This is a genomic window from Nocardia canadensis, from assembly GCF_032656385.1.
Lineage (GTDB): Bacteria > Actinomycetota > Actinomycetes > Mycobacteriales > Mycobacteriaceae > Nocardia > Nocardia canadensis.
The window spans coordinates 1355295-1379687 of sequence record NZ_JAVCWB010000010.1; the positions used below are offsets into that span (position 1 = coordinate 1355295).

The window sequence follows — 24393 nt, forward strand, 5'->3', positions numbered from 1 at the left end:
GTCGATCGAGCACTGCCGCAACGGTATACAGGAATGAGTCCACCTCGTCGACGCGCAGGGAGCGATCACGGGGACAATGACGTCGCGAAATAGACCGCGCCCGATTCGGACCCGACGACCAGTTCGTGTGGTTCGCCGATCGGCCGGACAAGGCCGGCTGATCGCGGCGCCCGGTGGTGCGCGGACTCAGCTGGCGTATCGGTCGCTGTTCTACACACCACCGCGTTTCGGTACTTCACTGTTCGCCCCGGGCGGCCATCCTGATCGGACAGACCTGGCGAACAATGTCATTGCGGATGCCGCACCGAAGTGCACGCGCGTGCTGCGCGGCGGACTCGACGTTCCCGCGTTCCCCACACCCGCGCAAGCCGGGCCGGAAGCTGGCCTACTTCTCGACGTTGTCGTGCACCTGTCCATCGGCTTCGGGGCCATGGTCCTCACCGACAAGATCACACAGCAGGCCGTGCTGCACCAGGACTGGAATGATCAGCGCGTCCATCGGTGGACGATCGTGAGAGTCTTCCTGCTCGCCTCGTTCGTCGATCGGGTCCTGCTCTAAGCGGTGTAACCCACGGCGCCCGGTGCGGCCGCTGCGGTCTCGTCGTCATCGACCACGGTACCCGTCGATGCCCCCCGGCCGAGTGGATCGGCCGGGGGGGTATCGACCACATTATGCCTGTCAGCCGGACGCCGATGCCGGTGACAGCGAAGGGGCCACCACCGGCATCGGGATCACACGGTCACACGTCGACGCGTTCGCGCCTGGTCGCCGCCGCGGCGGCCAGCGCCGCCAACAGCAGCCCGAGTGCCGCCATGCTGAGTCCGGTGAGCGGCACCGGTGCTGCCTCCGTGGAAGCAGGCGCCGGAGCGAGTCCGCCAGTACCAGCGTGCACCGGGTACTCGGTGATGTCGGCAGAGCCCACACCCGAGTCCTCCGGCTGAAGCGGGCCACAATCACGCCCACCCGGTACCGCATTCTCCGGCTGAAGCGGGCCACACCCACACCCGCCCGGCACCGGAACCTCCGGTCGGGACGGACTCTCCACGCCACAGGAGCCACCGCTGAGCAGCTCGTGCAGTGCCTCGAGCCCACCCTCGATATCGACCTCGGGGATCTGCCCGTCTCGGCGCGGCACGACCGCTCCCGCGGTGATGCCGACACCGAGCCCGGTCCACGCTCCGATTCCGGCGGCGAAGACGCCGAGGAGGTACGACCGGAAGATGGCTCGCGCGACCGCGGTCGACACGATCGAGAGAATCGCGCCGAGCACCGCGACCGGGACACTGCCCGTGACCGCGCCGACAATCCATCCGACTACCGAGCCTAGGAGCACGCCGGGAACCGCCCCGAACAGGTTGAGCGGATTGATCAGCCCCAGCATCGCCCCGAGCACTCCACCGCTCACCGCAGCCGGGATCGCCACCAACGGGGCGGCCATCAGTCCGGCCAGTGCGCCGAGCACCGCACCGACGACGACACCGACCGGGATCGTCACCAGCGCCGCGACCACGTCGATCGCCGTCATCACACCCGCCCCGATCACCACGCCGACCGAGAGTGTCGACACCAGCGCCGCGCCGAGACCAACCACCGCGAGCAGACCCGCAATGGCCATGATCGGTAGACCGACCAGCGCCTCGAAGGCAAGGTAGGTCGCGATCGCCAGCGGAATGCCGATCACCAGCATGAATCCGACCGCGATCGCCCCGACAGCCAAAGCGATTCCACCGACCACCGCCATGTAGATCACCAGGGTGATCAGGATCGCGGGAACCGCGAAGGGACCCGCGATCGCCGCAGCGATGAGCCCGATGACCACCAGGATCCCCATGATGATCGTGAACGGAATGGCGATGACAGCCACGATCGCGCCGATAATCAATGCCGGGATGATCAACGGTGCCACCAGCGCCATCAATGCAGGCAGGAGTCCCGCGACCAGTGCGATGCCGACAGTGGCCAGGAACGGCAGGAGCACCGCCACTCCGAGGACACCCAGGGTCACCACGAAGGAACCCAGCGCCGCCGCCACGCCAGCGCCGGCTCCGACAAGCGCACTCAGGATCGAGGCGACCCCGGCACCGAGACCGGCCCCGAGTAGACCACCGGTCACTACCGATGCCAAGATCCCGGTCACCAGCCCCAGAATCGTCCCAGCGGTGGCAGTGACTATCGAGTCGATGATCGACGTGCCGATGTAGGTGAGGATGCCACCCAGCACTCCGCCGGGCAGAGTGCCGACCATACCTCCGGCCAGCATCCCCAGGACCGAGCCCGCGAGCACGCCGGGAATCCCCGGCAACAGGTTCAACGGACTGAGCAGTCCCGAGCCAAATCCCACGACAGCGCCGAGCCCGCCGGCGACGAATACGCCGACGACGAAGCCGACCACCGCACCGATACCGGCGTTAACCGGATCGAGCCGACCGCGGAACCACGCGTCGATGACCGATGCCACCTTCGAGATCGACCCCTGGTAGCAATCGATGACGCCGCCGAGCAACCGCTTCAGGTTGCTGTGGTGCCACGCCGACCAGGCGGCACCGATCAGGCTGTCACGCTGGTGCTGCGCACCGATTGTGAGGCTCGCCCAACCGGACACGGTGCCCGAGATGAACACCATGGCCGCCACTAATGCGACCAAGGCCGCCCACGGCAGTCCGGCGAACAGAGCGGCCAGGCCACCGACGAACGCACCGGGGATCGCACCGACGACGAAGCCGACGATCGCTCCCATCATGGACGACAGTAGCTGCGCCGCAAGCACACCGGTTGCCATACCGATCATCGAACCGAGCGCTGCGCCGATCGTGGCTCCAGCGAGAAGGCCGATCAGCGAACCAGCCGCGCTACCGATCAGCGCACCGATCAGGTTCAGCGGGTTCAGCGCACCGAGCACAGCGCCGATGACGGCACCGATCGGGGCGGTGATCAACACCACCAACGGGATAATCGCCAGCGCGAGCAAGCCGCCGACCACCATGCCCGGCGCAGCCACCAGAAGCAGCAGCGGCGCCGCGACCAGCAGTACCCCGATGGCAAGAGCGCCGCCGATCGCGCCGAAAAGCGCGAAGGCGAGGCCCGCCAGGACGGCGACGGGCAGCATGAGGACCATCGACCCCAGGTAGACCACCGCGGCGATCGCCGCGGTGACTGCCAGAAACAGGGCAGCGAGAATGGCTGTGAAGAAAACGAATTCTACAGGGGCCAAGAACAGCGCCACGACCAATCCACCCAGCACCAACCCCAGGCCCGGCCAGATGACGATCAGGAAGGGAATCCCGATTGCCGCAGCGATCAGGCCCAGACAGATTTTCGTCAGCAGAACGTACCCGAACGCGAGTAGCGGCACACTCACCAGTGACAACAACAGCAGCGGCACCGCGATGGCCAACGCAGGGATCAGTGGAATCAGGATCAGCGGTAGCGCCAACAACAGCAGCGGCAACCACACCGGCGCGGTCAGCGCGAGCAGAGCCAGTGCGAGCCCACCGAGCACCAGCACCGGCGCGAGGACAAGTGCCGATACCAGTCCGCCGAGCAGAACCGCGCTCCCCATGGTCAACAGCGCGGGCCCGACCGCTCCCAGCAGGCCACCCAGTACGCCACCGATTCCGACACCACCGACGGTGGCGAGCAGCCAACCGATGAGCGCACCGCCGACGCCGCCGGTCACGCCGCTGAGAGCGGCGCCCGGCACCAGACCGAGGACTGCACCGACCAGCGTGCCGACGGAGCCGCCAACGACAGCAGATATGGGATTCGACAACCCGAGTAGCGCACCGATGGCCGCACCGGGGATACCTATCGTCAGGCCGCCGAGAACCGAGCCGAACATCGCTGTCCCCACCGGCACCGCGGCGCCTACCGCCACGGCCGACACCAGGTTGCCGAGGACTGGAGCGACCCGACTATCGAACAACACTTCCACACAGGCGGCCAGCGCGGGCCCCCCGACCGCCGACGCGGCGGCGACGAGCGCTTCGCGCGGAGCCACCATCAGGCTGCCAGGAGCGAGCATGACCGTCGCGCCTTCACGAACCGCGCCGACGGGATCGGAACGGAAGTTCTCGATCGCGGGGTCGATCGCCGCGTGCAGGAAGCCCACCGGGTCTTCGCTGAACCGACCGAGAGCCGCATCGGCCCACAGGGCAAGATCCAGCGCAGCGGAGCCGACATGATTCTCACAGCCGCCCGCGGTACATGCCGAATTCGGTTCCGGCACCGGTGATCCGAGGTCGAAACGCGGCGACGGCAGTGGCCGGCCGACCTCACCCTGTTCATCCGGACCACGAGGCGACGCGTCATAACGCGGGCCGTCGCTCCCGCCGATCACGCTGTCGACCAGGGGCCGTACCACCGTCTCGAGTTCGACTCGCCGCTGATCGATGGCGCCGGCAATCAGTGGCAAGTCAGGAGCGGGGCTCTGGTTCACCGGTGCCGGGGTATCGTGGCGATTCCGATCGACGAAGACCGCCGCGACGCTGTCTCCGAGATCTTCCAACTGTTGCCATATCGGCACCACATCCGGATCGGGCCGCGGCGGATCACCGATCGGTTCCCGCTGTGCCTCAACGCCGTTCGGGTGTGCTGGGCCGACCGCATCGACCACGGCACCGAGATCGAACCCTGGACGATCCGGGATCTGCGCTCCCGCCTCCGCCCCACCGACAAGGAAGTATCCGAGTATCGGCAGACCCAGGGCGAGCGCGCGCAGCACCCAGGCCGCTGTTTTCCACCCCCTCTCCCGCGTCGTGAAATCAGCAACGTCGTTCATGTAACTCTCACCCTTCGCAGATCTTGTTCAGCATCGATGGCAGATTTGATACAGGCTGTGACAGGGCGGACTTCTCCCCTGCTTTCCCGTCCGGGCGATTCCCTGGGATCGAGCGAGCGGCGCGCTCATATCAACCCCAGCCGAGCGTGACGCCGAGGGCTATCAATGCCTGCATGACCGGACGGGATGCCAGAATGGCGATGAGCAGGGCCACCAAAACCCAGACCGCCGTTCGACGTAAACGGTCGGCTTGTCGAGGTGAAATTGCTGACATAGTGAACCTTTCGTATATCCATGGACTCAGGTAAGGCCGTAAGCGCGTCCTAGGCCATCGGAATCGAACGCTCACTGCCGGGCCTGATCGCGGGCAAGCGCGCGATCGCGCTGTTCCTCGAAACGAGGAATCTGCACGTCCCGAAGATTCCCCAAAAATCGATCCAACCGCTCGCGCGCTTGTTCGCCCCGGGCGGTGAAGTCTTCGCGACCGAAGATGTTCCATTTCCGCATGACAGGCTGCAGTACGTCCTCGAGGTGCTGCCGAAGGTCATAGACGCCGTATTTCGCCATCAGCACTCCGTTGCGCCGGAAGTCCGGCATGCCGGAGCCTGGCATGCGAAAGTTCTCTACGATGTTGTCGATGGCGACGATCGCTTGATCCGGCGCGAGGTCGAGGGCCGCACCGCACAGCGTGCGGTAGAAGATCATATGGAGGTTCTCGTCCGCGGCCAGCTGCTGCATTATTCGGTCGGCCACCGGGTCACCGCAGAATCTGGCGGTGTTGCGGTGGCTTATCCTGGTGGCCAGCTCCTGGAAGCTCACATACGCCACCGAGTACAGGAAACCTTGTTCGCGAAGATCGCCCGAGTCGGCCACAGGTGGATTGAACCCGTTTGTCATGTGGGTCATGCGTGCCCGCTCCAGCGCCACGGGATCGACACCACGGGTTACCACCAGATAGTCACGCAAGACGACGCTGTGCCGCTGTTCCTCAGCTGTCCACCGGCCGACCCACGTCCCCCATGCACCATCCCGGGAGAAACCCTCCGAGATCTCACGATGGTAGGAGGGAAGGTTGTCCTCGGTCAGTAGGTTCGTGACCAGAGCCGCTTTCGCGACATCGCCCAGATGGGATTGGCCGGGCTCCCAATCACTGCCACCGAGAAATGCGAAGTTCTGGCCTTCTTCCCACGGAACATAGTCGTGTGGATGCCACTCCTTCGAGCGAGCGAGGTGATTGTTCAAAGCCGCTTCTGCCACTGGCTCCAACTCACATAGCATTTCACGCTGCGTCAATTCACGGTTCATCTTCGAGCCACCTCTCATCGCCCGTTTCCTCGGCCGTGCCACGACGCACGCCGGAAACTTCTTTGGTACCTCACCGACTACACCACGCGTCCCGATCGAACAGAAGTGCCAGATGTCCCGCTTTCCCGCGTTCGAGTTTTCGGGATTCGCGTGTCCGGTGACCCGTGCCGAGTGTTGCTCACTCCGGGACATTCGGCCCTGTCACCGCACACGGAGATGAACCACAATCGCCGCAAATCAACTCACCGATACCCAAGCGAGAGGATTCGAAAGAATGCGCACAAGATGCGGTCTCGCTGGGCGACTGTCTTCGGCGCGACACCCGGTTACCGATACTGATATCGATGCCTGCGCCACGACGGAGGTCTCGCGGCCGACTTTGCCGAGAGGAGTGTGCTAGTTCATGTACCGGAGGGAATCGACTGCGGCGGACATCGACCGCGGCGTGACAGTCCGGACCACGGGACCGGTGCCCGCAGTAGTGGTGGCGCGCATGGTCTACGGTGCGAGCCGCGTGCTGCGCACCCTCGACAGCGTGGCTATCGCGCACCTCAGAATCACCCGGTACTGCGGCGCAACCGAAGTCGCGGTGTTCCAGATCAACGCAAGCATCGATGGCAGACTGTGCCGGGTCCAGCTTCTCGGCGACGACGCCTCGGGGCCGCGCAGAATCATCGATCGGTTCGACCAGCAGCTCGATCAGATTCTGACGCCGGGCAGACACGGCCCTTGGGCGCGCAGCGCGCCACAAAATCTGGCGGCGATCACCGAAATACGTCCGATTGCGCGACGCAAGGTATTTCGAGCACAAGTGCTCGCACCGGCGGCCGCGAGCGCGATCATGGACACGATGGACTACGACGCATATCTGTTCCGCGACAGCGATACCGGCGAGGACGCCATCGTGTACCGCGCTGGAGGCGGCGTGCGATTACTCCGGCACACTCGGCTCGAGCTTCCCGCCGCGCGCGACAACCAGATCGCTGTCGATCTGACTCCGACACAGACCATCCCCGACATCGTGGCAGCGAAACGACTGTGCCGAAACGGCTTGCCGTTTCTGTTTTCCGTCGACCCGGCGACGGCCCGCGGCCGACTTCTATACCGGCGATACGACGGGAATCTCGCTCTTGTCACGACGACCCCGGACCATCAGCGCCGATGATCACAGGGGGACGGTCGCTAGTCGGCATGTCCGCTGTTGTTCGCCGTCAACCGAGAGACTCGGCGATCACCACAGTGTTGGCCTCGCTAGCGCCGACGACCTGATCGAACCGCCCATCGCAGGTGATCAACGCGAGACCGGAGACAGCTCGGTGCGCGGACAGAATTCCGCTGAGTGCGGCGGAGTCGGACTTGGGAATTCCCGCGATGACCTCGCGTACACGAAACCCCGCCGCCCAGCCTGACCATGCCGGGCGCACCTCGAGGTGGTCTCCGGGCGCCAGATCACCGAGGTGGTCGAAGACGCCATGACCGTTGACCTGTGTGTGCCCGAGAACGACCGCCAGGCCCGGTTCGCCCGGTCGCGGACCGTCCGACCACCAGGTCGTGGACTCCATATCGACCGGGACGCCGAAACTCTCGACCTCGCGACCGAGGAACGGATCGAACTCGACGGTCGTCGGCGCAGGCGCCATCGGCGCGTCGATGTCGAGCGCGGGAACGACGAGTCGCGCCAGCTCGGCGGCGTCGATCCGCGGGGGCACAGACAGTCGCGGAGCCACGGAGTGCGCGGGGTAACCCGCGCCGACTCCGGCCGCGGTTTCGTCGCCGCTGACGTTCGATATGACCAGCAGCAGCGAGATCGCCAGCAGGCACACCGCGACAACTCGCAGCGACAGGACGGCGGACGCCGTGATCCCCCGGCGGTTTGCCGACTTCTGTCGGCCGTGGGCATGTTCCTCCATCGGTTCCTCCCCACTGATCATGCGGCTGCGGGGCCACATACTTCGGCGGCGTGCAGAGCGTCGAGGGTTTCCTGGTTGGCTATCGGTAGCCGTGCCAGGACATCGTTGACCGTCGCGGCTAGCACCGTGAGCTGATACCCGATGGCGTCGTTGGCCCCTCGCAGTTCCGCCGTCGCGGCATCGGCATCCCAGCGCTGCGCCGCGTGCAACCGATCCTCGATACCGTCGACCGAGTTCGCCACGTCGCCGAAGGCACCACTGGCTCGATCTCGCAGCTTCACCCACGTCGCCGCGTCGGTACCGGGCGTCAGCACTCGATCCGTGGCGGGGACCGCGACGGCGGCGACGAAGTCGTGCGCATCGCGTGCGGCATGCCCGATCACCGCCAGATCTGTCCGCACAGCACCGAAAGCGGCGTCGATGGGCATCGTCTCGTCGCTCGACGCCGGAAGAGCCGCACGGAACGCCTCGGTCGCCGAGCACAACGATGCCGCGAAGGTGACCATGTCGGTATGCACGTCTGCTTTATGTTCCGCGAAGTACACTCGATCGGCTGCGGCCTGGGCTGCCGCGCGGAGCTGTTCCGCATTCTCGCGACTCGCTTCGGAATTCTCGTCGAGCAATCCACCGTCGAACTCGCATTGAGCGAGAATGAGTATTACCGTCAACAGGGTCGTCACGATCAGCAGCGCTCGAATAACTCTCGTGCGCCATACTGCAGTATTGGGCAATTTGCTCATTCGAACCACCGTGTGCACAAATGCTTGCTTCATTATTCCTCGTCCGCGTTCTTTTTCCCAAGTCCAGGAAAACACCGCGATGCAGTGCCATCAAGAGCCGAATGTCCCGGGCAATCGTCACTCGACGGTGATCGGGACGAAGCCGGTTGCCCTGCCGTAACCATCCAGCACTCGCCCCATACGCTTCAGGGTGGCGGCCGTGAGGTCACGTTCCCGGATCTCGGCCTGCGGAAAGCTGCGAGCGATCTCGGATTCCAACCGCAACGACCGGTCGATCGTCGGCAGCCAGGCGACCATGAGCAGATTCGTTTCGCCACCGAGCATCGGAACACAGACGCGGACCGCACTCCATTTCGTGGTCGTAGCGCCGAAACGATCGAGGTCGGCCGGTGGTACGCGCAATCTGTAGGTGACGAGAATCGGCCAGCCGGCCGCCTGCCGCGACATTTCCGCTCGGAGAATCAGTCGACCGGCACGAGTCATCTCCGTCAACCGCCGCCGAATCGATGTCGCGCTCATTCCGGTGTCGCGGGCGAGATCGACGACACTGCGACGGGCATCCGCGCCGAGTGCGGCCACCAACCGCCGGTCCGACAATCGCCCGGAGTCTCTGGGCCGGACAGCCGGTTGATCCGCATCTCCGAGGGCCGCGCGCTCATATTTGTCCAGCGAGCCCGCTCGCCAATCGCTGCCGTCGGCATAGACATTCACACCAACACTGGTTCGCACCTCGACGACGCCGGGGAGTGTACCGATCGAACTCGTCACGAAGTCGTCGAGCGCACCGAGACCGCCCGCGGCGACCCAGAGTTCGAGCTGGAAGTGGCCCGTCGTTCGCTCCACAGAGTAAATGGACGGGTAAGTGCACACCGCCTCTGACACCTGCCGGATTCGGTTCGGTCGGCACTTGAGCTGCACGATCGCGAAGAGCGAATATTCTGGGGCGTACGCGGTCGTCCAGGCCAGCCCTTCGGCAGTCAGACGCCGCCACCGTCTGGCTGCCGTCGCCGCGTCCATCCCGAGAGCAGCGCCGACGCGCGCCCACGACGCCCGAGGCGCGATTTGTAGCGCGTTCACCAGGTTCAAGTCGTCCTCGGTGAAGACGGGTTCGGACCGCGACCCGGGTACGCGCGACTCGCGGGCGCCCATGTGATCTCGTTCCACGAGACTATTGTGTCGAACCGATCCGCACGTTCTAACCAATCGGAGCCGCGACACGCGCCGATCAGCTCGCCGGGGACGTATCCACAACGCCGATCTTGACGGCCAGCGCCGCGGCCTGCACCCGGCCGCTGACTCCGAGCTTCGCGAACAGCACGGTCAGCGAGTTGCGAACCGTCTTCTCGGCGATGAACAATCTTTCGGCCATCTGGCGATTCGTCAGGCCTTTGCCCAGCATCGCGAACATCCGACACTCACGGGGGCTGAGCTGGTCCAGTACGGCGGTCCGCCCGACCCTGGTTCGCAGTTCTCGGACTACCCGCGGATCGTACGAAGTCCCGCCGGCATCGACGATTCTGATCGTCGCGGCGAGTTCGGGACCGACGACATCTTTGACGACATACGCACTCGCTCCGGCCACCATCGATTCAGCGAGTCGATCGGGGTCCGTACTGGCGGTGAGGACGACGCACCGCACCCCGTCGAACCGGGTGCGCAGGAGACGGCACAGATCCAGGCCACGGCCGTCGGGCAGGTCCGGGTCGATGATAACCACGTCCGGCGCGTGATCGCCCTGGATTCGCGCCATCGCCTGCAGGACGTTCACCGCCTCACCGTCGATGCTGATGTCGGGCTCGCCGCCGAGTGCGACATTCAGACCGCGGAGCACGATCTCCTGACGGTCCACGAGAAACACCCGGATATCGGTCGCCGCGGGGGACTCGCCGCGCGGCAGTCGCTCTGCCAACGTTCGACCGGATCCCCGGCGACGCGATTCGGTCGGTGTGCCGTCACCGTGGCCTGACGAGATCGCCATGGCCTTCCCGCCACGGCACAGTTGCCCGGGACCGGGTAGCTCTGCTCGGTAGCCTTGTTCGGTTCTCGATCGCATCTGATTCTTCTCCACTTGGCGCGAATTGTCGGTCATGACCGGGACGCACACAGCGAACCGGCAAACCCAGTCTCTGATGTCGATGCCAGATGGCTAGAAGTTGCCTCAGATTCGCCACATTTGATGGCTATTTGCTGGGAACCGCCAGACCTGGACCACGATAACCACACATCCCGCCACGGCGAGTACGCGACCCGGAGTACCTGCCGAATGAGCAGAATGTGAGATCCTCGCACGAATTCATCGGTCGTGACTCAGCCCACAGTTGCGCCGCGGCTGGCCACCATGGTCTCACAGCTGGGCGAGCCCAGCTGAAATGCGTGGGTGGGTTTCACCGCGATAGCTGGAAGCCGGGCGAGGAGTCCGTCATCACAACGCCGACCAGGACGTCCGGCCCTTTTTTCGAATCGACGAATCCGAATAGATTCGGATGCGCCGGAGATGAATTGATACCCGAGATCAAAGGTCCTGAATATGACATTCGAGATTTGCGCGAGTTCCGAACCGCAGAAAGCAACAAATTCTTCGCCGCACATCGGCGCCGCCAACGGTACCCGCACGGCGCACCCCGCTCGCCCATGGACGCAGCGCACCCACGTCCCGCTGCGGACACAGTGGGTCTGACATGGTGTGGCGAGATGCGCCAGCACGGGAGACATGGCCGGGTTTGGTGGTTCGCACGCACGGGGCAGTGCCGGCCGCGGACATGATGCACACGATCGCCGGTGTCAGCCGAGCGCTACGGGCGGCATCCGCATCGTCCACCGGGTGTGTGCGCATCTCTCGGCGCCACCTTCGAGGCGTCCTTTACCAGGTCAACGCGGATATCAACGGTCGGCCGTGCCGAGTGCAAATCATGGGACCAGCGTCGGCGGCGGTCGAGCGATTCAGCCGTCATGTCGACGGTGTACGCACCGGTCGAGCCGCCCGGTACCTTCCTTATCCGGAGAACAGCGTTCTGCACACAGCTACACCGCCGCAGCCTGTCGTCCGACGAAAGGCAGTCCAGCTGCTGACTTTGGACCCGGCCGCGGCCAGTGAGGTCATGTACCGGATGGACTTCGCCACGTTCCTCTTCCGCGACGCGGACACCGGCGACAGCGCCGTGGTGTATCGAACAGGCGCTCAGCAGGTCGGGTTGATCCGTCGGACCCGGGCCTGCTTGCCCTGCACCGATACGTATCGAATCGCTGTCGACAACAGCGCTGCCGAGGCTGTTCCGGAATCCGTCGCCGCAGAACGACTGTGCCGCAACGGCCTGCCCTTCCTGTTCTTCGCCGATCCCCGGACGGCACGCGGACGGCTGCTGTACCGGCGATTCGACGGGTACCTGGCCGTTCTAGAACCACACGATCGCCCATGACATCGACGACCACAGTTGTCGTGGTGGACGGTTGGGCGATCGCGCAGCAAGGGCTCCGCAGCCTCTGCGTACAGTCGGCGAATCTTACGCTCGCGGGTGTCGCGAGTTCCATGAGCGCGGCGCTAGAGCTGATCAACCGGGTCCAGCCGGACGTTGTCGTGATCGATCCGCAGTCTTTGCGCGGCGAAGTGGTCAGCACGGCAGCAGCGCTGGCGGCGCTGCCACCGAACATCGGTTGCCTGATCTTCACCGAGAACCCCAGCCACCGAACGATGGTGTCTGCAGTGTCCAGAGGGCGCACCGCGGTACTGTGCAAGTCGGCAACGATGGCCGAGTTGACCGCACTCGTCGAACGACTCGGTTCGCCCTGCGCGCTGCTCGATGACCGGCTCAGCGAAACCGTGATCAGCGAGGTCCGCCGCCATCGTGACATCGAGACGGTCAGGTTGACCGAGCGGCAACGACAACTGCTGGCCATGCTCGGAGCCGGATTGACCAACCGGCAGATCGCGGCTCGGCTCTTCCTCAGCGAGAAGACGATCCGCAACGCGGTCTCCGGATTGCTTACCCGGCTGGACCTGCGTAACCGTACCCAAGCTGCCGTGGTCGCCCATGCACTCGGCCTCGGAGCCGAGGACTTCCCGCTCATCCGGAGGTCGGTATGACCAATCCCAGCCGCTGATCATACCGGCGGTAGAGCAGGCGCCCGCGCGACCAGCAATCGTCGATGAAGAACAGCGACGCCAGACCTTTCTCACACAGCTCACGCATTGCCGCCGCCTCCGTCATCACGCTCGCGGGGGCGGCTACAACGAAAAGGTAAGGCGCGGGGTCATCCACCGGTTGCCGTCGTGCTCGCCGACGCTGCAGAACCAGCGCCGAGGGGTCCGCAGACCGGCTGCCCGGACGGAAGACAACGGCGTCCTCGCCCGTATCCGAGTCGGTGAAGAGGCGGGCGCTGTAGTCACTCGCTTCGAGATCACACGCGGCATCGCACGGCGCGCATCGGCGCAGGCGAACCAGTTTGCGGCGCACAATCGGCTTCGTGTCGCTGGCACAGCTCAGGCGCGGATCTATCGAACCAGACCACCACGAAGGAATCCCGTCCGCAGCGCTGACAAGCTTCCGCTCGAGACGTCCGACGAGTATCTGGACGACCGAGTCCGTTGCCGCCACCAGCTGCACCCGGAGCACGCGAACACCGCATTGAACCGTCGCCTCGGCCAGCGTCTCGTTCCGGGCTCGGCCGGTGAACCGAATACGCACTCGCTCGACATTTTCCAAATGTGTACAAAGATCCACTGCGGCAGCTTTCGCAGCGACGACGATCCGCATGTCTGTATATCGACACCACTCGATGTCGATAGGGTCTTCTCTGATTCGACGCACTCGCACAACATCACCCTCGAGGTAAGTAGCTTTTCCGGGACATCCACCCCTGCCCCTCTGGTATTACAAATGATTCGATCAACATGACTTCGATGCACAACAGAATGGAATCTTGATGGCAAGAAATGAGTGGATCAAGAAGGCCAACTGCCGATCCGTGCCCCCCGAGATGTTCTTCCCTTCCCTGCAGACAAGAAAGCTCACCATCGCGCGGACACGGGGAGTGTGCCTGCACTGCCCAGTCATCAAGGAGTGCGCGCGATTCGTCCTCGACGAGAAGATAAAATGCGGCATCTACGCGGGCGTCCTGATCGGTTACGGCGCCGATCCGCGACCGGCCGCAATCGAAGCGCTCAGACAGATCGCGGGCACCGACGACAGCGGACCACCGAGCTGACCACCGCCAGGCCCGTGCTCGGGCAGCAGCGCGACGCCGGTCCGACCGCGCATCGGACCGACGCCACCCCACGCTCAACGAGTCAGCAAGTCCCGCTCACTACCCTTGCCCCGGCGACGCACTCGCGGGCGGCTCGTCCGCTCGCGTACTCCCGGAACTGAGCAGTCCTGCCAGCGCCTTCGCGGATGAGCTGCCCAGTCCCACAGCGGGAAGCAGCATGCCCACCCCCTCCGACGCGATCCCGCTGCCGGTGCCCAAGATCTCGCCACCGACCGAACTACCCGCTTCGGCCAATTCCGCCGCTGCCGGACCTCCCGACCCGGAATCGGCATACGCCACCGAGGCACCCACCGCGGGAACACCCATTCCGACAGCGAGGGCGACCGCTACCCAACCGACGCGCTTCCTTTTCATGGTCCACTCCTCTGCGATGTACCGGATTTCACGACACACGTTTCCTGGCCGCCTGAGCAGCCCCCGATGCCGCCTTGCGAACATCCGGTGTGATATCCGGATGAACATGCCGAACGCTAACTACAATTCAGCGCCGAAAAAAGGACCGCCTGCCCGGACGGGACACTCGCCGGGCAAGTAGGGACAATTGTCATTTCTTCGGACCTGATTACCGGTGGCCGATCAGATCGACCCAAGAAGCCAGTAATTCGAGCATCGAACCTGCAACAGAACTACCGCCGGACACCACGGCGCCCCCGCTCTCGACAAGCTGTGACAACAACTTCGAAGCGTCTGATGCCGCCGCACTGCCCGAGCTCACGATCTGCGCACCAAGTGATATTCCGGAGCGGGCCGAACCCGTTCCCGCATCCACGAGTTCCGACGATCCGAATGCGCCGACGTCGGCTGCAGCAAGCGCTGGTCCCGCACCCGACAGCAAAATTCCCCCACCGATCAGAATCGCAACAGAATTCCTCAACATTCGCGCAATAACCATGCGACCACCCTTTCCATGAATAGCCATCCAGGCCGTGTGACCGGATTCGGCGACAATTCGGTGGCGTCTACAGCGCCGAGCGAAAACTATCAATACGTTCGCAGCCGCGAACATATTCATCGGTCACACGGGGACAGTCGCCGGGCCGCTCAGGACGAAAGACCCGGCAGTAGCTGATCGCCGAGGTCGCTCCGGCCGGTGCTCATGTCACTGAGAGCCAGGACGTTCGTGCCGAGCTCCGGCGCGTCCAGCCGACGGTCTCCATCGTGATCCGGCCAGCACGCGGCCTGACCAGCACGCGAAAAGCGCCCTCGGTGGGCGAGTGGCTCGCTCACCGAGGAGGCTTCGATGCGGGTGGGTGCTCAGCCGAGCAGGCGCCAGTCCTCCAGGCCCTGGTAGAGCGGGACGCTCTGGGCCAGCTTGGCGACGCGGGCGCGCAGCGAGTCGGTGTCGGAGGTGCCGGCGAGAGCGGCGGCGATGATGTCGGCGACCTCGGTGAACTCGGCGTCGCCGAAGCCACGGGTGGCCAGCGCGGCGGTGCCGATACGCAGGCCGGAGGTAACCATCGGCGGGCGCGGGTCGAACGGGACGGCGTTGCGGTTGACCGTGATGCCGACCTCGTGCAGGAGATCCTCGGCCTGCTGGCCGTCGAGCTCGGAGTTGCGCAGGTCGACCAGGACCAGGTGCACGTCGGTGCCGCCGGTGAGGACGGACACGCCCTTGTCCTTGACGTCGGCGCCGGTCAGACGCTCGGCGAGGATCCGGGAGCGGAAGCGGCCGGCTTCGACGCCGCGTTCGTGATGGACCACTTCTACCAGCTACCCGGCATCGGCGCCCCGGACGAGCCGATGCTGGAGGCCTACACGGCGCTCGGCGCGCTGGCCACCGCGACCGAGCGAATCCCGGTACCGCGGGTTCCCGCTATGTTGACTCCCTGGATCACGTGACCCGTCGGTCCGTCGCCGCAACGCGATGGAACCGAATCGTCGCTTCGTGCGTCCAATCAACAGAACGAGGAAACGGGGAGGGTAGATGACCGGGATTCTCCAGGTGGACATCGATGTCCTGGGCAAGACCGTCCAGTTGCTGCGCGGCACGGAGCAGGTGCTCACCGACGCCATGAACGCGCTGTCCAAGGACGGGAATTCCGACATCGGAACCGCCAAGCTGAACGACGCCGCCGACAACTTCCAGAGCAAGTGGAAGTACGGCATCGAACGGATCTGCGAGTCCGCGACCGTCACCGCCGACGGAATCGCGCAGTGCCACACCGCCTACCAGCAGCTCGATACCGCGGTCGCGCAGGCACTCGCCCAGGCGGGCGCGCAGACCGATCCACAGGCGGTCACTCCGGGGACCCCGAATTGACCGACAACCCCTACCCGAATCTCGGTTTCAACCCCACCCCGGGGGACGCCACCGAAGTCGCCGCCCTCGGCACGAAGGTCAAGACCGCTGCCGACGCCGTCACCGAGACCAACACGCTGCTCACCAGCATTCGCAACAGCAACGACGAGGTGTGGAAAGGCGAGGCGGGCGATGCCTTCCGCGCCGGCTTCGACGCCACGCTCGCCCAGGACCTCGGACTCGCCCAATCCTCGCTGCAGCAGGCCAACACCGCGATCGCGGCCTGGCACACCGATCTCGTGGCCTTCCAGGACACCGCGAAAGGTCTGGAGACCGAAGCCGCCACCGCCAGGGCCAACCACGCCCAAGCGGTCACCGCGCTCCAGCAGGCCAAGGCCAATCCCGACCTCGGCCTGGCCAACAAGACCTTCTCCGACGCGTCCGAGCTGGCCGACGCCCAGTCCCGGCTCAACGCCGCCAACGCCCAGGTGACCTCGGCGTCGACCGCGGTCGACAACTGTCAGGCCGCGATCGACGCGATCATCGCTCGCGCGAAAGATCTGGAGATCGCGCACAACGCCAAGGCCACCACCACGGCGAGCGAACTGGAGTCCGCCGCGAACTTCGCACCCAGCGAACCGGACAAGAGCTGGTGGGACAGTCTCACCGATTGGATCGATGAGAACCGCGACGCGATTCACGAGGTGCTGTCCACCACCTCCGCGATCGGCGGCATCCTGGCGCTGGTCACCCCGCCGCCGATCAGCGCGATCGCATTGGGCATCTCGTTGGCCGCGGGCGCGGGGGCGCTGGCCCTGACCGCCACCAACGACGAACTGCGCGACGACCTGGTCAACGGCAGCTGGACCGAGAGGCTCGGCGCCGCCGCGACCGTCGGCGGTGACCTGCTGAGCGTGGTGCCCGGCGCCTCGGGGGTGTTCAAGGCGGGCAAGGTGGGCCTGATGGGGGGCGGCGCCGATGATCTCGGCAGATTCGGGATGATGGCGCAGACCTGGGGGGAAGCGGCGAATGATCCGGGTCTCGTCGCCCGCGTCTTCACCGACAAGAACGTCTTCGGCGTGTCGGACAAGCTCACCTCCTCCGGCGCGACGACCGGTGTGCATTCGCTGCTGCAGCTCACCGGAGCCGAAGGCAAGCACTTCATGCAGGAGAGTCCGGCGACCGCGCTGGCGGTGCTGCAGCGGATGACCGGCGCCTCGTACAAGTCGATCGATCTGTCCCAGGGAGTTGGAGATTGACAGCCCACACCATGCCTGGCGGGTCGACCACCTCGCTGTCGGTCGTCCTGCCGCGCGGCTACTACGAATTACCGCTGGACACGATTCATGAAGCGGTCGAGTCGGCCGAGAGCATCGTCGAGTTCCTGCCGACCGAGGTCGCCGACGTCTTTCCCGAAGTGGCGACGGCCATCGCCGACCTGCTGACCGTCCTGCGCGCCAACAACGCCTGTTACTGCGCGATCGGTCAGCACGCCGCCGCGGACGGCACACCGGTGACCTCGTGGCTGACCATCTCGCTGCTGGATCGCGGTCGCGCCCAGAACCCCCGGGTGACCATCGCCGAGCTGGCCGCGGAGAAGGCGACCGACGGCCGCGACGCACACATCGAGCCGGTCGAACTCGGCGGGCGCACTGTCCTGTTCATCGAATCGACGACAACCTATGCCGTCGTCGACGATTCATCGCGGGCGGAGTCTCCCGGTCGCGCCGTCCATCAGATCGAGGCGATCGTCGTCGCCGACGACGGCGCCCGGATCGCCGTCGCCGTGCTGTCGACCGCCGATGTGGCGTACGGGTCCGATTTCGGGGCGATGATGGTGCTGCTGGCCGGCTCGATCACCTTCGACACCGTTGTCCATCCACAATTCACGCTCGCGCTGTGAACGGAACCGACGTCCGGACGGCGCGGGCCTGGAGCACACCGCGCACCTTGTGGACGCTTCTCTGGACGACTGTGCGCGCGCTGGTCGTGCTCGGGCTCGGCTTGGCGTGCGCGGTGGCGTTCGTCCACTTCGTCGAGGTGTCGCAGACGGAGACAGGACGGACGGCGCAGGACGCCGACCGGATGGCGCTGCTGTGCTTCTTCGCGTTCTTGCCACTCACCGTGACGGGAATCGTCATGACCCGAACCGCGTTTCGGCGATGGTTGTCGGCGCGGCATCGCTGGCAGGTGTGGCGCATCGAGACGCTGCGAACCGGCATCCAGGAATGGGTCCATCTGATAGACGACCGGGGAACCATCGCCGGCACCCTGGTGCTGCGCAAGTGGACATCGCGCACGTTCAGCGGCGACGACGAACTGGTGTGGTTCGCCGGGGTGCCGAACAAGGCAGGCCTCATCGCGAAACCGGGCGGCGCCCGCACACAGCTGGCCTACCGTTCGCTCTTCTACACGCCGCCGCGCTTCGGCACCTCGCTGTTCGTCAAGAGCGAGCCATCGGCTCCGATTCCGCAGCCGCGCAGCGCTTCTCCGGCGACAACCTCCGAACCTCCCGGCAAGCACGGTGGATGGGACGATCCCGCGTTCCCCTCACCGCGCAAGCTTCGTCGAACGTTGGCCTACCCGCTCGACGTCGCCCTGCATCTGGCGATCGGTGTCGGTGTCGTGTTCTTCACCGACGAGGCGACGCGTCATGCCGTGACACACCAGGAGTGGAACAGTCCCCAGATCAAGTGGTGGACGATGATCGGATGCTTCCTGCTCGCCTCGTTCGTCGACCGGGTCGTCTTCCAAGCCGTGACGAGGACGACGCTCGGCAAAGCCGTGTTCGGGCTGGTCATCATCGACCGCGACACGGGCCGCGCTCCCCGTGCGCGCCGACTGCTCGCGGCCTGGCTGATCGGGGTGATCATGCCGCTGCTGGTCCTGGGAGACAGCTCCGTCCCGGAGCGCCCCGAGCGCTACCTGCTCCCGGCGGTGCGCCGCACCGATGCCCGCCGGGTGATCAGGCAGGCTGCCTGAAAAACGACGAAAAGCCCTCGCCGGCTGAATGACTCAGCAGGCGAGGGCCCTCGGTCAGGAATCGGCTCAGCCGAGCAGGCGCCAGTCCTCCAGGCCCTGGTAGAGCGGGACGCTCTGGGCCAGCTTGGCGACGCGGGCACGCAGCGAGTCGGTGTCGGAGGTGCCGGCGAGAGCGGCGGCGATGATGTCGGCGACCTCGGTGAACTCGGCGTCGCCGAAGCCACGGGTGGCCAGCGCGGCGGTGCCGATACGCAGGCCGGAGGTAACCATCGGCGGGCGCGGGTCGAACGGGACGGCGTTGCGGTTGACCGTGATGCCGACCTCGTGCAGGAGATCCTCGGCCTGCTGGCCGTCGAGCTCGGAGTTGCGCAGGTCGACCAGGACCAGGTGCACGTCGGTGCCGCCGGTGAGGACGGACACGCCCTTGTCCTTGACGTCGGCGCCGGTCAGACGCTCGGCGAGGATCCGGGAACCGGACAGGGTGCGCACCTGGCGGTCCTTGAACTCCTCGGTCGCGGCGATCTTGAAGGCGGCGGCCTTGGCGGCGATCACGTGCATCAGCGGGCCGCCCTGCTGACCCGGGAAGACCGCCGAGTTCAGCTTCTTGGCGAATTCCTGCTTGGCCAGGATCAGGCCGGAGCGGGGGCCGCCGAGGGTCTTGTGCACGGTGGAGGACACCACGTCGGCGTACGGGACCGGCGAGGGGTGCAGACCGGCGGCGACCAGACCGGCGAAGTGCGCCATGTCGACCCACAGGTAGGCGCCGACCTCGTCGGCGATCTCCCGGAACTTGGCGAAGTCCTGGTGGCGCGGGTAGGCCGACCAGCCGGCCACGATCACCTTCGGCTTGGACGCCTTGGCGATGTCGCGCACCTCGTCCATGTCGATGCGGTGGTCTTCCTTCGACACACCGTAGGAGTGGACGTCGTAGAGCTTGCCCGAGAAGTTCAGGCGCATGCCGTGGGTGAGGTGACCGCCGTGGGCCAGGTCCAGGCCCAGCAGGGTCTCGCCCGGGTTCATCAGCGCCATCAGCACCGCGGCGTTGGCCTGCGCGCCGGAGTGGGGCTGCACGTTGGCGAACTCGGCGCCGAAGAGCTCCTTGGCGCGGTCGCGCGCCAGGGTCTCCACCACGTCGACGGCCTCGCAGCCGCCGTAGTAGCGGCGGCCCGGGTAGCCCTCGGCGTACTTGTTGGTGAGCACGGAACCCTGCGCCTGCAGGACCGCACGCGGCACGAAGTTCTCCGAGGCGATCATCTCGAGGGTGTCGCGTTCGCGGGCGAGCTCGCCCGCCATCGCGGCGGCCAACTCGGGATCGAGCTCACCGAGAGACTGGGTATTCACCGAAGCGGTCGTCTGCGTCACGACCCTCAGTCTATGGGCCGGGCGCGGACGCCCGAGCACGGGGATAGCGCAACACCGACGGGGCCGCCACCCGGGAGACGCAGCTCACAGCCCTGCGGCCGCGCCGACGACCCCCATCGAGCAGCACCGGCGGCCGTAACAGCCGCCCCGCCGGTGACCGATGACACAGTCGTGGACCTCCTCCCCGTGACACCGGCCATCGCACCGTCCAACCCGATCGAAGCGCTGCTGCTCCAGGTGAGTTACCTGATCTGCTCGCTGTTCAACCCGGGCGGCTGCGCCGTCATCCTGTAGTTCACACCGGCATCCGCCGGATCGCGCCCGGGGTGAGCGGCTCGTCGAGCAGACGGCCGAACCGCTCGACCCGATCCTGCGCGTCGACCGCGCCGTCGAGCCAGCCGCCGAGCAGGCGGTAGCCCTCCACGTAGGTGCTGATGTAGGCCCGCCACAGCGGCGAGGACAGGAACCGCAGCGATTGGCGCGCCCGCTCCGGCGTGGCCAGGCTCCACCGCTGCAGGAAGGCCGCGACCTCGTCCTCGCCGCGCCGCTGATCGTGCAGCAGCAGCGCCGCGTCCTGGCGCACGCTCAGCAGTTTCGCCGACGCGGTCGAGAAGCGCTCGGCCCGTTCACCGTCGAAGCGCAGCCCCAGGTCGGCGTAGATCTCCTGGGCCCACAGTCCCCAGCCCGGCCCGATGATCGACTGCAGCGCCAGGTCGGCCAGGCCCTCGGCCATCAGGCACTGCGGGGTGTTGACCAGGAACAGCGTCTGTTCGTCCTCGCCCGCGGCGACCAGCCCGGCTTCCTTGCGGCAGTGTTCGGTGTGATGGCCCGGGTAGGCCTCGTGCGCGATGAGCGCGGGCAGGTGCGCCATGTGCTGCTTGAGGTCGGAGTTGATCGCGACCTTGGAGTGGAAGTTGCCCAGGTAGTAGTTGAATCCGGACCACGGCTTGTCACCGACCACCTCGTAGGTGACGGTCTCGTGGTCGGGCAGCGGGTAGCGCTCGCGGACCCGCTCGCGCAGCGCGCTGGAGAACGCCTCGACGCAGACCGCGAGCTTGTCCGGCGGGATCTCGTCGCCGCGCCGGTAGGCGGCGGCGCGCTCGGCCAGCGGGCCCTCCCCGCCGAGCACCTCGTCCATCCGGCGGTGTGCCTCGCGGTAGTCGTCGGGGTCGCCGGGCGCGATGTCGACATCGAAGTAGGCGCGGACCTCGTCGACGAACCCGATCTCCTCCCCGGCGAACTTGCGCGCCGAGCACTCCATCGCGACCAGGTGGGCGTCGAGGAATTCGGTGCGCCGTGCCGACAGCCCCGCATCGGCCAGGCCGGCGCGCAGGTCGACGGCCCGCTTCACCAGCTCCGCCGGGTCGGGGACCGGCGCGTTCTCGATGTCGCGACGCAGCTGCGGGTCGCCGGTGTAGGCGTCGACGAAGCCTTCTTCGAGCCGGTCGAAAGCCAGTCCGAGCCGCAGGTATTCAGTGACGAGTGGATGTGACCCCATGCCGTCCGACCTTACGGGGTAATTCGGAAAAGCGGGTCCTACCTCGGTGTTGTCGCTCGTTACCGACGGGTAGCCAAACCCCCTGTTGCGCGCCGACGGCCGGGACGGAGCACAATCGCGGCATGCGGTCAGAGTTATCCCGGATCTCACTGGACGGGCAGCCCAGCTGTGCGTGTGCGCCCGGACGGAGCGTCGGGTAGGTGGCACGGATGAGCGAGCCGAGCCCGTATGTGGAGTTCGACCGGAAGCAGTGGCGCACCCTGCGCAAGTCGACTCCCCTGGTCCTGACCGAGGAGGAACTGACCGGCCTACGTGGTCTCGGCGAGCAGATCGATCTCGAGGAAGTCGCCGAGGTCTACCTGCCGCTCGCCCGTCTCATCCACCTGCAGGTCGCGGCCCGCCAGCGGCTGTTCGCCGCCACCGCGACCTTCCTCGGGGAGAAGCATCCCGACAAGCAGGTGCCGTTCGTGATCGGCGTCGCGGGCAGTGTCGCGGTCGGCAAGTCGACCACCGCGCGTGTGCTGCAGGCGCTGCTGGCCCGCTGGGACCACCATCCCCGGGTCGACCTGGTGACCACCGACGGTTTCCTCTACCCCACCGCCGAACTCACCCGCCGCGGCATCATGCACCGCAAGGGTTTCCCCGAGAGCTACGACCGGCGCAAGCTGCTGCGGTTCGTCACCGAGGTGAAGTCCGGCGCCGAAGAGGTGTGCGCGCCGGTCTATTCGCACAAGTCCTACGACATCGTGCCCGACGAGAAGCACTGTGTGCGCCAGCCCGACATCCTCATCGTCGAGGGCCTCAACGTGCTGCAGACCGGTCCGCGGCTGATGGTGTCGGACCTGTTCGACTTCTCCATCTACGTCGACGCCAGGATCGAGGACATCGAGAACTGGTACGTGCAGCGCTTTCTCGCGCTGCGCGAGACCGGCTTCGCCGACCCCGACGCGCACTTCCACCACTACGCCGGGTTCAGCGACGAGCAGGCCACCGCGGCCGCGCGCGACATCTGGAACTCCACCAACCGGCCCAACCTGGTGGAGAACATCCTGCCGACCCGCCCGCGCGCGACCCTGGTGCTGCGCAAGGACGCCGACCACACCATCAACCGGTTGCGGCTGCGCAAGCTCTGATCAGCGGTGCGTCGCCCGCACCTCGATCACCTCGCGCAGCACCGTCTTCCCGTCGACGGTCAGGTCCCCGGCGATGGTGCCGAACGGCGCCGCCGCGCCGGTGTGGCGCAGCTCGACGGCGAGCGGATCGGTGAGGACGCGCAGGGCCGGGTCGGCGCCGGCCTGGGTCCAGCCGTCGCGGTAGCGCCACACCGTCGAGGACCCGAGCTGCTGCGGTTCGTCGCGGTTCCAGACCAGGTGGGTCAGCACGACATCCGTGCCGTCGCCGCGGATGTCGGCGATCGAGCTGCACGACGGGAACGGCGGGCCCACGGAATCCACTGTCCCGGTGGCGAGATCGAGCCGGTGCACCGAGGCGGTACCGCAGGCGACATTGTCGCGGCTGTAGCCCGCCACGACGACCGAGCGTCCGCCGGGCGCGATCGCCGCCTGCCGGAACGGCGTGTTCACCTCGGCGATGCGGCCGAACTGCCGCACCGCACCGGAATTCAGGTCGACGACATAGAGGTGATTGATGCCCCAGTTCGCGCCGGGGACGGATTCGATCCGGGTGAGCACGGCGCGGTCGCGGTCCAGGGCGATCAGCTCGGTGCCGGTGAGGGCGGCGCCCTCCCCCAGCGGATCACGCGGCGTGGGCAGCGAGATCGACCGCAGCACAGTGGGATCGGGGGTGCGCAGGTCGGCCTGCATGATCGCGCCGTCGCGCCACCAGCCGACCACCGCGTCGTGCAGCGGGAACACCCGGGCGCACCGGCAGTCGATGCGGCCCGAGGCGACCAGCAGCTCGGCGACCTCCAGCGCGCTCACCACACCGGCCCCGTCGACCGCGTAGGCCAGCGAATTGTCCTGGCTGAAACCGATATCGCGATAGTCGCCGACCCGGTCGCCGCGCATCCCCGAGGCATCGGCGATCCCCATCCCGGTTGTCGTGCGCACCGCGAACAGCGGCGCCGATTGCGGTGCCGCCGTCACGATCTGCGGCCCCTGCGGCGTGGCGGGCGCGCATCCCGCCCCGAGGACCGCGACCGCCGCCGCGGCGACGACCATCCGTAACCCACTGATCCGCATCACTACCTCCGGCGCTCCCCCGCCTCGGCGCCACCGTGCAGCGCCGATCGGCCGGGCACTGTGCCCGGCGCGCGGGTATACGGACCCGACGCCGCAGTGGTTCGATCGGCTTCCGA

General features: G+C 66.3%; 22 protein-coding genes and 2 pseudogenes. 12 read left to right on the forward strand and 12 right to left on the reverse strand.

Annotated features, from left to right (window positions below):
* Nucleotides 1-319 precede the first annotated feature (319 nt).
* Nucleotides 320-559, forward strand: coding sequence for a hypothetical protein (locus Q7X29_RS29540; RefSeq protein WP_316576009.1), 240 nt, complete (start codon nucleotides 320-322; stop codon nucleotides 557-559).
* Nucleotides 560-740: 181 nt separating this feature from the next.
* Here Q7X29_RS29540 and Q7X29_RS29545 read toward each other — a convergent pair whose 3' ends face one another.
* Both Q7X29_RS29545 and Q7X29_RS29550 read right to left on the reverse strand, forming a co-directional pair.
* A complete protein-coding gene (locus tag Q7X29_RS29545; RefSeq protein WP_316576010.1) occupies nucleotides 741-4778 on the reverse strand; it encodes a hypothetical protein in 4038 nt (1345 codons plus the stop codon).
* A 345-nt stretch (nucleotides 4779-5123) separates the two neighbouring features.
* Nucleotides 5124-6083, reverse strand: coding sequence for an acyl-ACP desaturase (locus Q7X29_RS29550; protein ID WP_316576011.1), 960 nt, complete (start codon nucleotides 6081-6083; stop codon nucleotides 5124-5126).
* 493 nt (nucleotides 6084-6576) lie between these two features.
* On the opposite strand from Q7X29_RS29550, the gene Q7X29_RS29555 reads away from it, so the two are divergent.
* A complete protein-coding gene (locus Q7X29_RS29555; RefSeq protein WP_316576012.1) occupies nucleotides 6577-7248 on the forward strand; it encodes a sigma 54 modulation/S30EA ribosomal C-terminal domain-containing protein in 672 nt (223 codons plus the stop codon).
* A 46-nt stretch (nucleotides 7249-7294) separates the two neighbouring features.
* Here the strand turns inward: Q7X29_RS29555 and Q7X29_RS29560 are convergent, their stop codons facing one another.
* The 4 genes from Q7X29_RS29560 to Q7X29_RS29575 form a co-directional block, all read right to left on the reverse strand.
* Nucleotides 7295-7993: a class F sortase gene (locus tag Q7X29_RS29560; RefSeq protein WP_316576013.1), complete on the reverse strand. Its 699-nt coding sequence runs from the start codon at nucleotides 7991-7993 to the stop codon at nucleotides 7295-7297.
* A gap of 17 nt (nucleotides 7994-8010) precedes the next feature.
* Complete coding sequence (locus Q7X29_RS29565) at nucleotides 8011-8733, reverse strand: hypothetical protein (protein WP_316576014.1); 723 nt, start codon at nucleotides 8731-8733, stop codon at nucleotides 8011-8013.
* 117 nt (nucleotides 8734-8850) lie between these two features.
* Complete coding sequence (locus tag Q7X29_RS29570; RefSeq protein WP_316576015.1) at nucleotides 8851-9897, reverse strand: Lrp/AsnC family transcriptional regulator; 1047 nt, start codon at nucleotides 9895-9897, stop codon at nucleotides 8851-8853.
* Between the two features lie 61 nt (nucleotides 9898-9958).
* Nucleotides 9959-10822, reverse strand: coding sequence for a response regulator transcription factor (locus Q7X29_RS29575; protein WP_316576016.1), 864 nt, complete (start codon nucleotides 10820-10822; stop codon nucleotides 9959-9961).
* Nucleotides 10823-11477: 655 nt separating this feature from the next.
* Between Q7X29_RS29575 and Q7X29_RS29580 the strand changes: the two genes are divergently transcribed.
* Both Q7X29_RS29580 and Q7X29_RS29585 read left to right on the forward strand, forming a co-directional pair.
* The gene (locus tag Q7X29_RS29580; RefSeq protein ID WP_316576017.1) at nucleotides 11478-12149 is read left to right on the forward strand and encodes a sigma 54 modulation/S30EA ribosomal C-terminal domain-containing protein; all 672 of its coding nucleotides are present in this window, start codon (nucleotides 11478-11480) and stop codon (nucleotides 12147-12149) included.
* Nucleotides 12146-12814 (forward strand): response regulator transcription factor, encoded by a 669-nt coding sequence (locus Q7X29_RS29585; protein WP_316576018.1) that lies wholly within the window; start codon nucleotides 12146-12148, stop codon nucleotides 12812-12814. Before Q7X29_RS29580 ends, Q7X29_RS29585 begins: the two co-directional genes overlap by 4 nt.
* On the opposite strand, the gene Q7X29_RS29590 is transcribed toward Q7X29_RS29585, so the two are convergent.
* Nucleotides 12795-13484: a sigma 54 modulation/S30EA ribosomal C-terminal domain-containing protein gene (locus Q7X29_RS29590; RefSeq protein WP_316576019.1), complete on the reverse strand. Its 690-nt coding sequence runs from the start codon at nucleotides 13482-13484 to the stop codon at nucleotides 12795-12797. The genes Q7X29_RS29585 and Q7X29_RS29590 overlap by 20 nt on opposite strands.
* A gap of 169 nt (nucleotides 13485-13653) precedes the next feature.
* Between Q7X29_RS29590 and Q7X29_RS29595 the strand changes: the two genes are divergently transcribed.
* The gene (locus Q7X29_RS29595; RefSeq protein WP_218719542.1) at nucleotides 13654-13935 is read left to right on the forward strand and encodes a WhiB family transcriptional regulator; all 282 of its coding nucleotides are present in this window, start codon (nucleotides 13654-13656) and stop codon (nucleotides 13933-13935) included.
* 622 nt (nucleotides 13936-14557) lie between these two features.
* Here the strand turns inward: Q7X29_RS29595 and Q7X29_RS29600 are convergent.
* Nucleotides 14558-14914 carry a hypothetical protein gene (locus tag Q7X29_RS29600; protein WP_316576020.1) on the reverse strand — a complete coding sequence of 119 codons (357 nt, stop codon included), beginning with the start codon at nucleotides 14912-14914 and terminating at the stop codon, nucleotides 14558-14560.
* Between the two features lie 335 nt (nucleotides 14915-15249).
* A pseudogene (locus Q7X29_RS29605) lies at nucleotides 15250-15654 on the reverse strand (serine hydroxymethyltransferase); the annotation flags it as partial.
* On the opposite strand from Q7X29_RS29605, the pseudogene Q7X29_RS29610 reads away from it, so the two are divergent.
* The 5 genes and pseudogenes from Q7X29_RS29610 to Q7X29_RS29630 form a co-directional block, all read left to right on the forward strand.
* Nucleotides 15655-15831, forward strand: a pseudogene (locus Q7X29_RS29610) (LLM class F420-dependent oxidoreductase); the annotation flags it as partial. It lies immediately after the preceding pseudogene.
* A gap of 88 nt (nucleotides 15832-15919) precedes the next feature.
* The gene (locus tag Q7X29_RS29615; protein ID WP_218719540.1) at nucleotides 15920-16255 is read left to right on the forward strand and encodes a hypothetical protein; all 336 of its coding nucleotides are present in this window, start codon (nucleotides 15920-15922) and stop codon (nucleotides 16253-16255) included.
* Nucleotides 16252-17493, forward strand: coding sequence for a hypothetical protein (locus Q7X29_RS29620; RefSeq protein ID WP_218719539.1), 1242 nt, complete (start codon nucleotides 16252-16254; stop codon nucleotides 17491-17493). The genes Q7X29_RS29615 and Q7X29_RS29620 overlap by 4 nt, the downstream gene beginning before the upstream one ends.
* Complete coding sequence (locus tag Q7X29_RS29625) at nucleotides 17490-18137, forward strand: hypothetical protein (protein ID WP_316576021.1); 648 nt, start codon at nucleotides 17490-17492, stop codon at nucleotides 18135-18137. The genes Q7X29_RS29620 and Q7X29_RS29625 overlap by 4 nt, the downstream gene beginning before the upstream one ends.
* Nucleotides 18134-19216, forward strand: coding sequence for an RDD family protein (locus tag Q7X29_RS29630; RefSeq protein ID WP_316576022.1), 1083 nt, complete (start codon nucleotides 18134-18136; stop codon nucleotides 19214-19216). The genes Q7X29_RS29625 and Q7X29_RS29630 overlap by 4 nt, the downstream gene beginning before the upstream one ends.
* A gap of 66 nt (nucleotides 19217-19282) precedes the next feature.
* Here Q7X29_RS29630 and glyA read toward each other — a convergent pair whose 3' ends face one another.
* Nucleotides 19283-20578 carry a serine hydroxymethyltransferase gene (gene glyA / locus Q7X29_RS29635; protein ID WP_218719536.1) on the reverse strand — a complete coding sequence of 432 codons (1296 nt, stop codon included), beginning with the start codon at nucleotides 20576-20578 and terminating at the stop codon, nucleotides 19283-19285.
* A 171-nt stretch (nucleotides 20579-20749) separates the two neighbouring features.
* Here glyA and Q7X29_RS29640 point away from each other — a divergent pair, with 171 nt between their 5' ends.
* Nucleotides 20750-20872 (forward strand): hypothetical protein, encoded by a 123-nt coding sequence (locus Q7X29_RS29640; protein ID WP_255588081.1) that lies wholly within the window; start codon nucleotides 20750-20752, stop codon nucleotides 20870-20872.
* Between the two features lies 1 nt (nucleotide 20873).
* On the opposite strand, the gene Q7X29_RS29645 is transcribed toward Q7X29_RS29640, so the two are convergent.
* The gene (locus tag Q7X29_RS29645; protein WP_218719535.1) at nucleotides 20874-22076 is read right to left on the reverse strand and encodes a DUF885 domain-containing protein; all 1203 of its coding nucleotides are present in this window, start codon (nucleotides 22074-22076) and stop codon (nucleotides 20874-20876) included.
* A 200-nt stretch (nucleotides 22077-22276) separates the two neighbouring features.
* Between Q7X29_RS29645 and coaA the strand changes: the two genes are divergently transcribed.
* The gene (gene coaA / locus Q7X29_RS29650) at nucleotides 22277-23209 is read left to right on the forward strand and encodes a type I pantothenate kinase (protein WP_218719534.1); all 933 of its coding nucleotides are present in this window, start codon (nucleotides 22277-22279) and stop codon (nucleotides 23207-23209) included.
* Here coaA and Q7X29_RS29655 read toward each other — a convergent pair whose 3' ends face one another.
* Complete coding sequence (locus tag Q7X29_RS29655) at nucleotides 23210-24277, reverse strand: hypothetical protein (RefSeq protein WP_316576023.1); 1068 nt, start codon at nucleotides 24275-24277, stop codon at nucleotides 23210-23212.
* Nucleotides 24278-24393 lie beyond the last annotated feature (116 nt).

Coding starts and splice junctions, on each gene's coding strand:
- Q7X29_RS29545 (WP_316576010.1), bottom strand. CDS start 4,778: ATGAACGACGTTGCTGATTTCACGACGCGGGAGAGGGGGTGGAAAACA.
- Q7X29_RS29550 (WP_316576011.1), bottom strand. CDS start 6,083: ATGAACCGTGAATTGACGCAGCGTGAAATGCTATGTGAGTTGGAGCCA.
- Q7X29_RS29555 (WP_316576012.1), top strand. CDS start 6,577: ATGGTCTACGGTGCGAGCCGCGTGCTGCGCACCCTCGACAGCGTGGCT.
- Q7X29_RS29560 (WP_316576013.1), bottom strand. CDS start 7,993: ATGGAGGAACATGCCCACGGCCGACAGAAGTCGGCAAACCGCCGGGGG.
- Q7X29_RS29565 (WP_316576014.1), bottom strand. CDS start 8,733: ATGAGCAAATTGCCCAATACTGCAGTATGGCGCACGAGAGTTATTCGA.
- Q7X29_RS29575 (WP_316576016.1), bottom strand. CDS start 10,822: ATGACCGACAATTCGCGCCAAGTGGAGAAGAATCAGATGCGATCGAGA.
- Q7X29_RS29585 (WP_316576018.1), top strand. CDS start 12,146: ATGACATCGACGACCACAGTTGTCGTGGTGGACGGTTGGGCGATCGCG.
- Q7X29_RS29590 (WP_316576019.1), bottom strand. CDS start 13,484: ATGCGGATCGTCGTCGCTGCGAAAGCTGCCGCAGTGGATCTTTGTACA.
- Q7X29_RS29595 (WP_218719542.1), top strand. CDS start 13,654: ATGGCAAGAAATGAGTGGATCAAGAAGGCCAACTGCCGATCCGTGCCC.
- Q7X29_RS29600 (WP_316576020.1), bottom strand. CDS start 14,914: ATGGCTATTCATGGAAAGGGTGGTCGCATGGTTATTGCGCGAATGTTG.
- Q7X29_RS29615 (WP_218719540.1), top strand. CDS start 15,920: ATGACCGGGATTCTCCAGGTGGACATCGATGTCCTGGGCAAGACCGTC.
- Q7X29_RS29645 (WP_218719535.1), bottom strand. CDS start 22,076: ATGGGGTCACATCCACTCGTCACTGAATACCTGCGGCTCGGACTGGCT.
- Q7X29_RS29655 (WP_316576023.1), bottom strand. CDS start 24,277: ATGCGGATCAGTGGGTTACGGATGGTCGTCGCCGCGGCGGCGGTCGCG.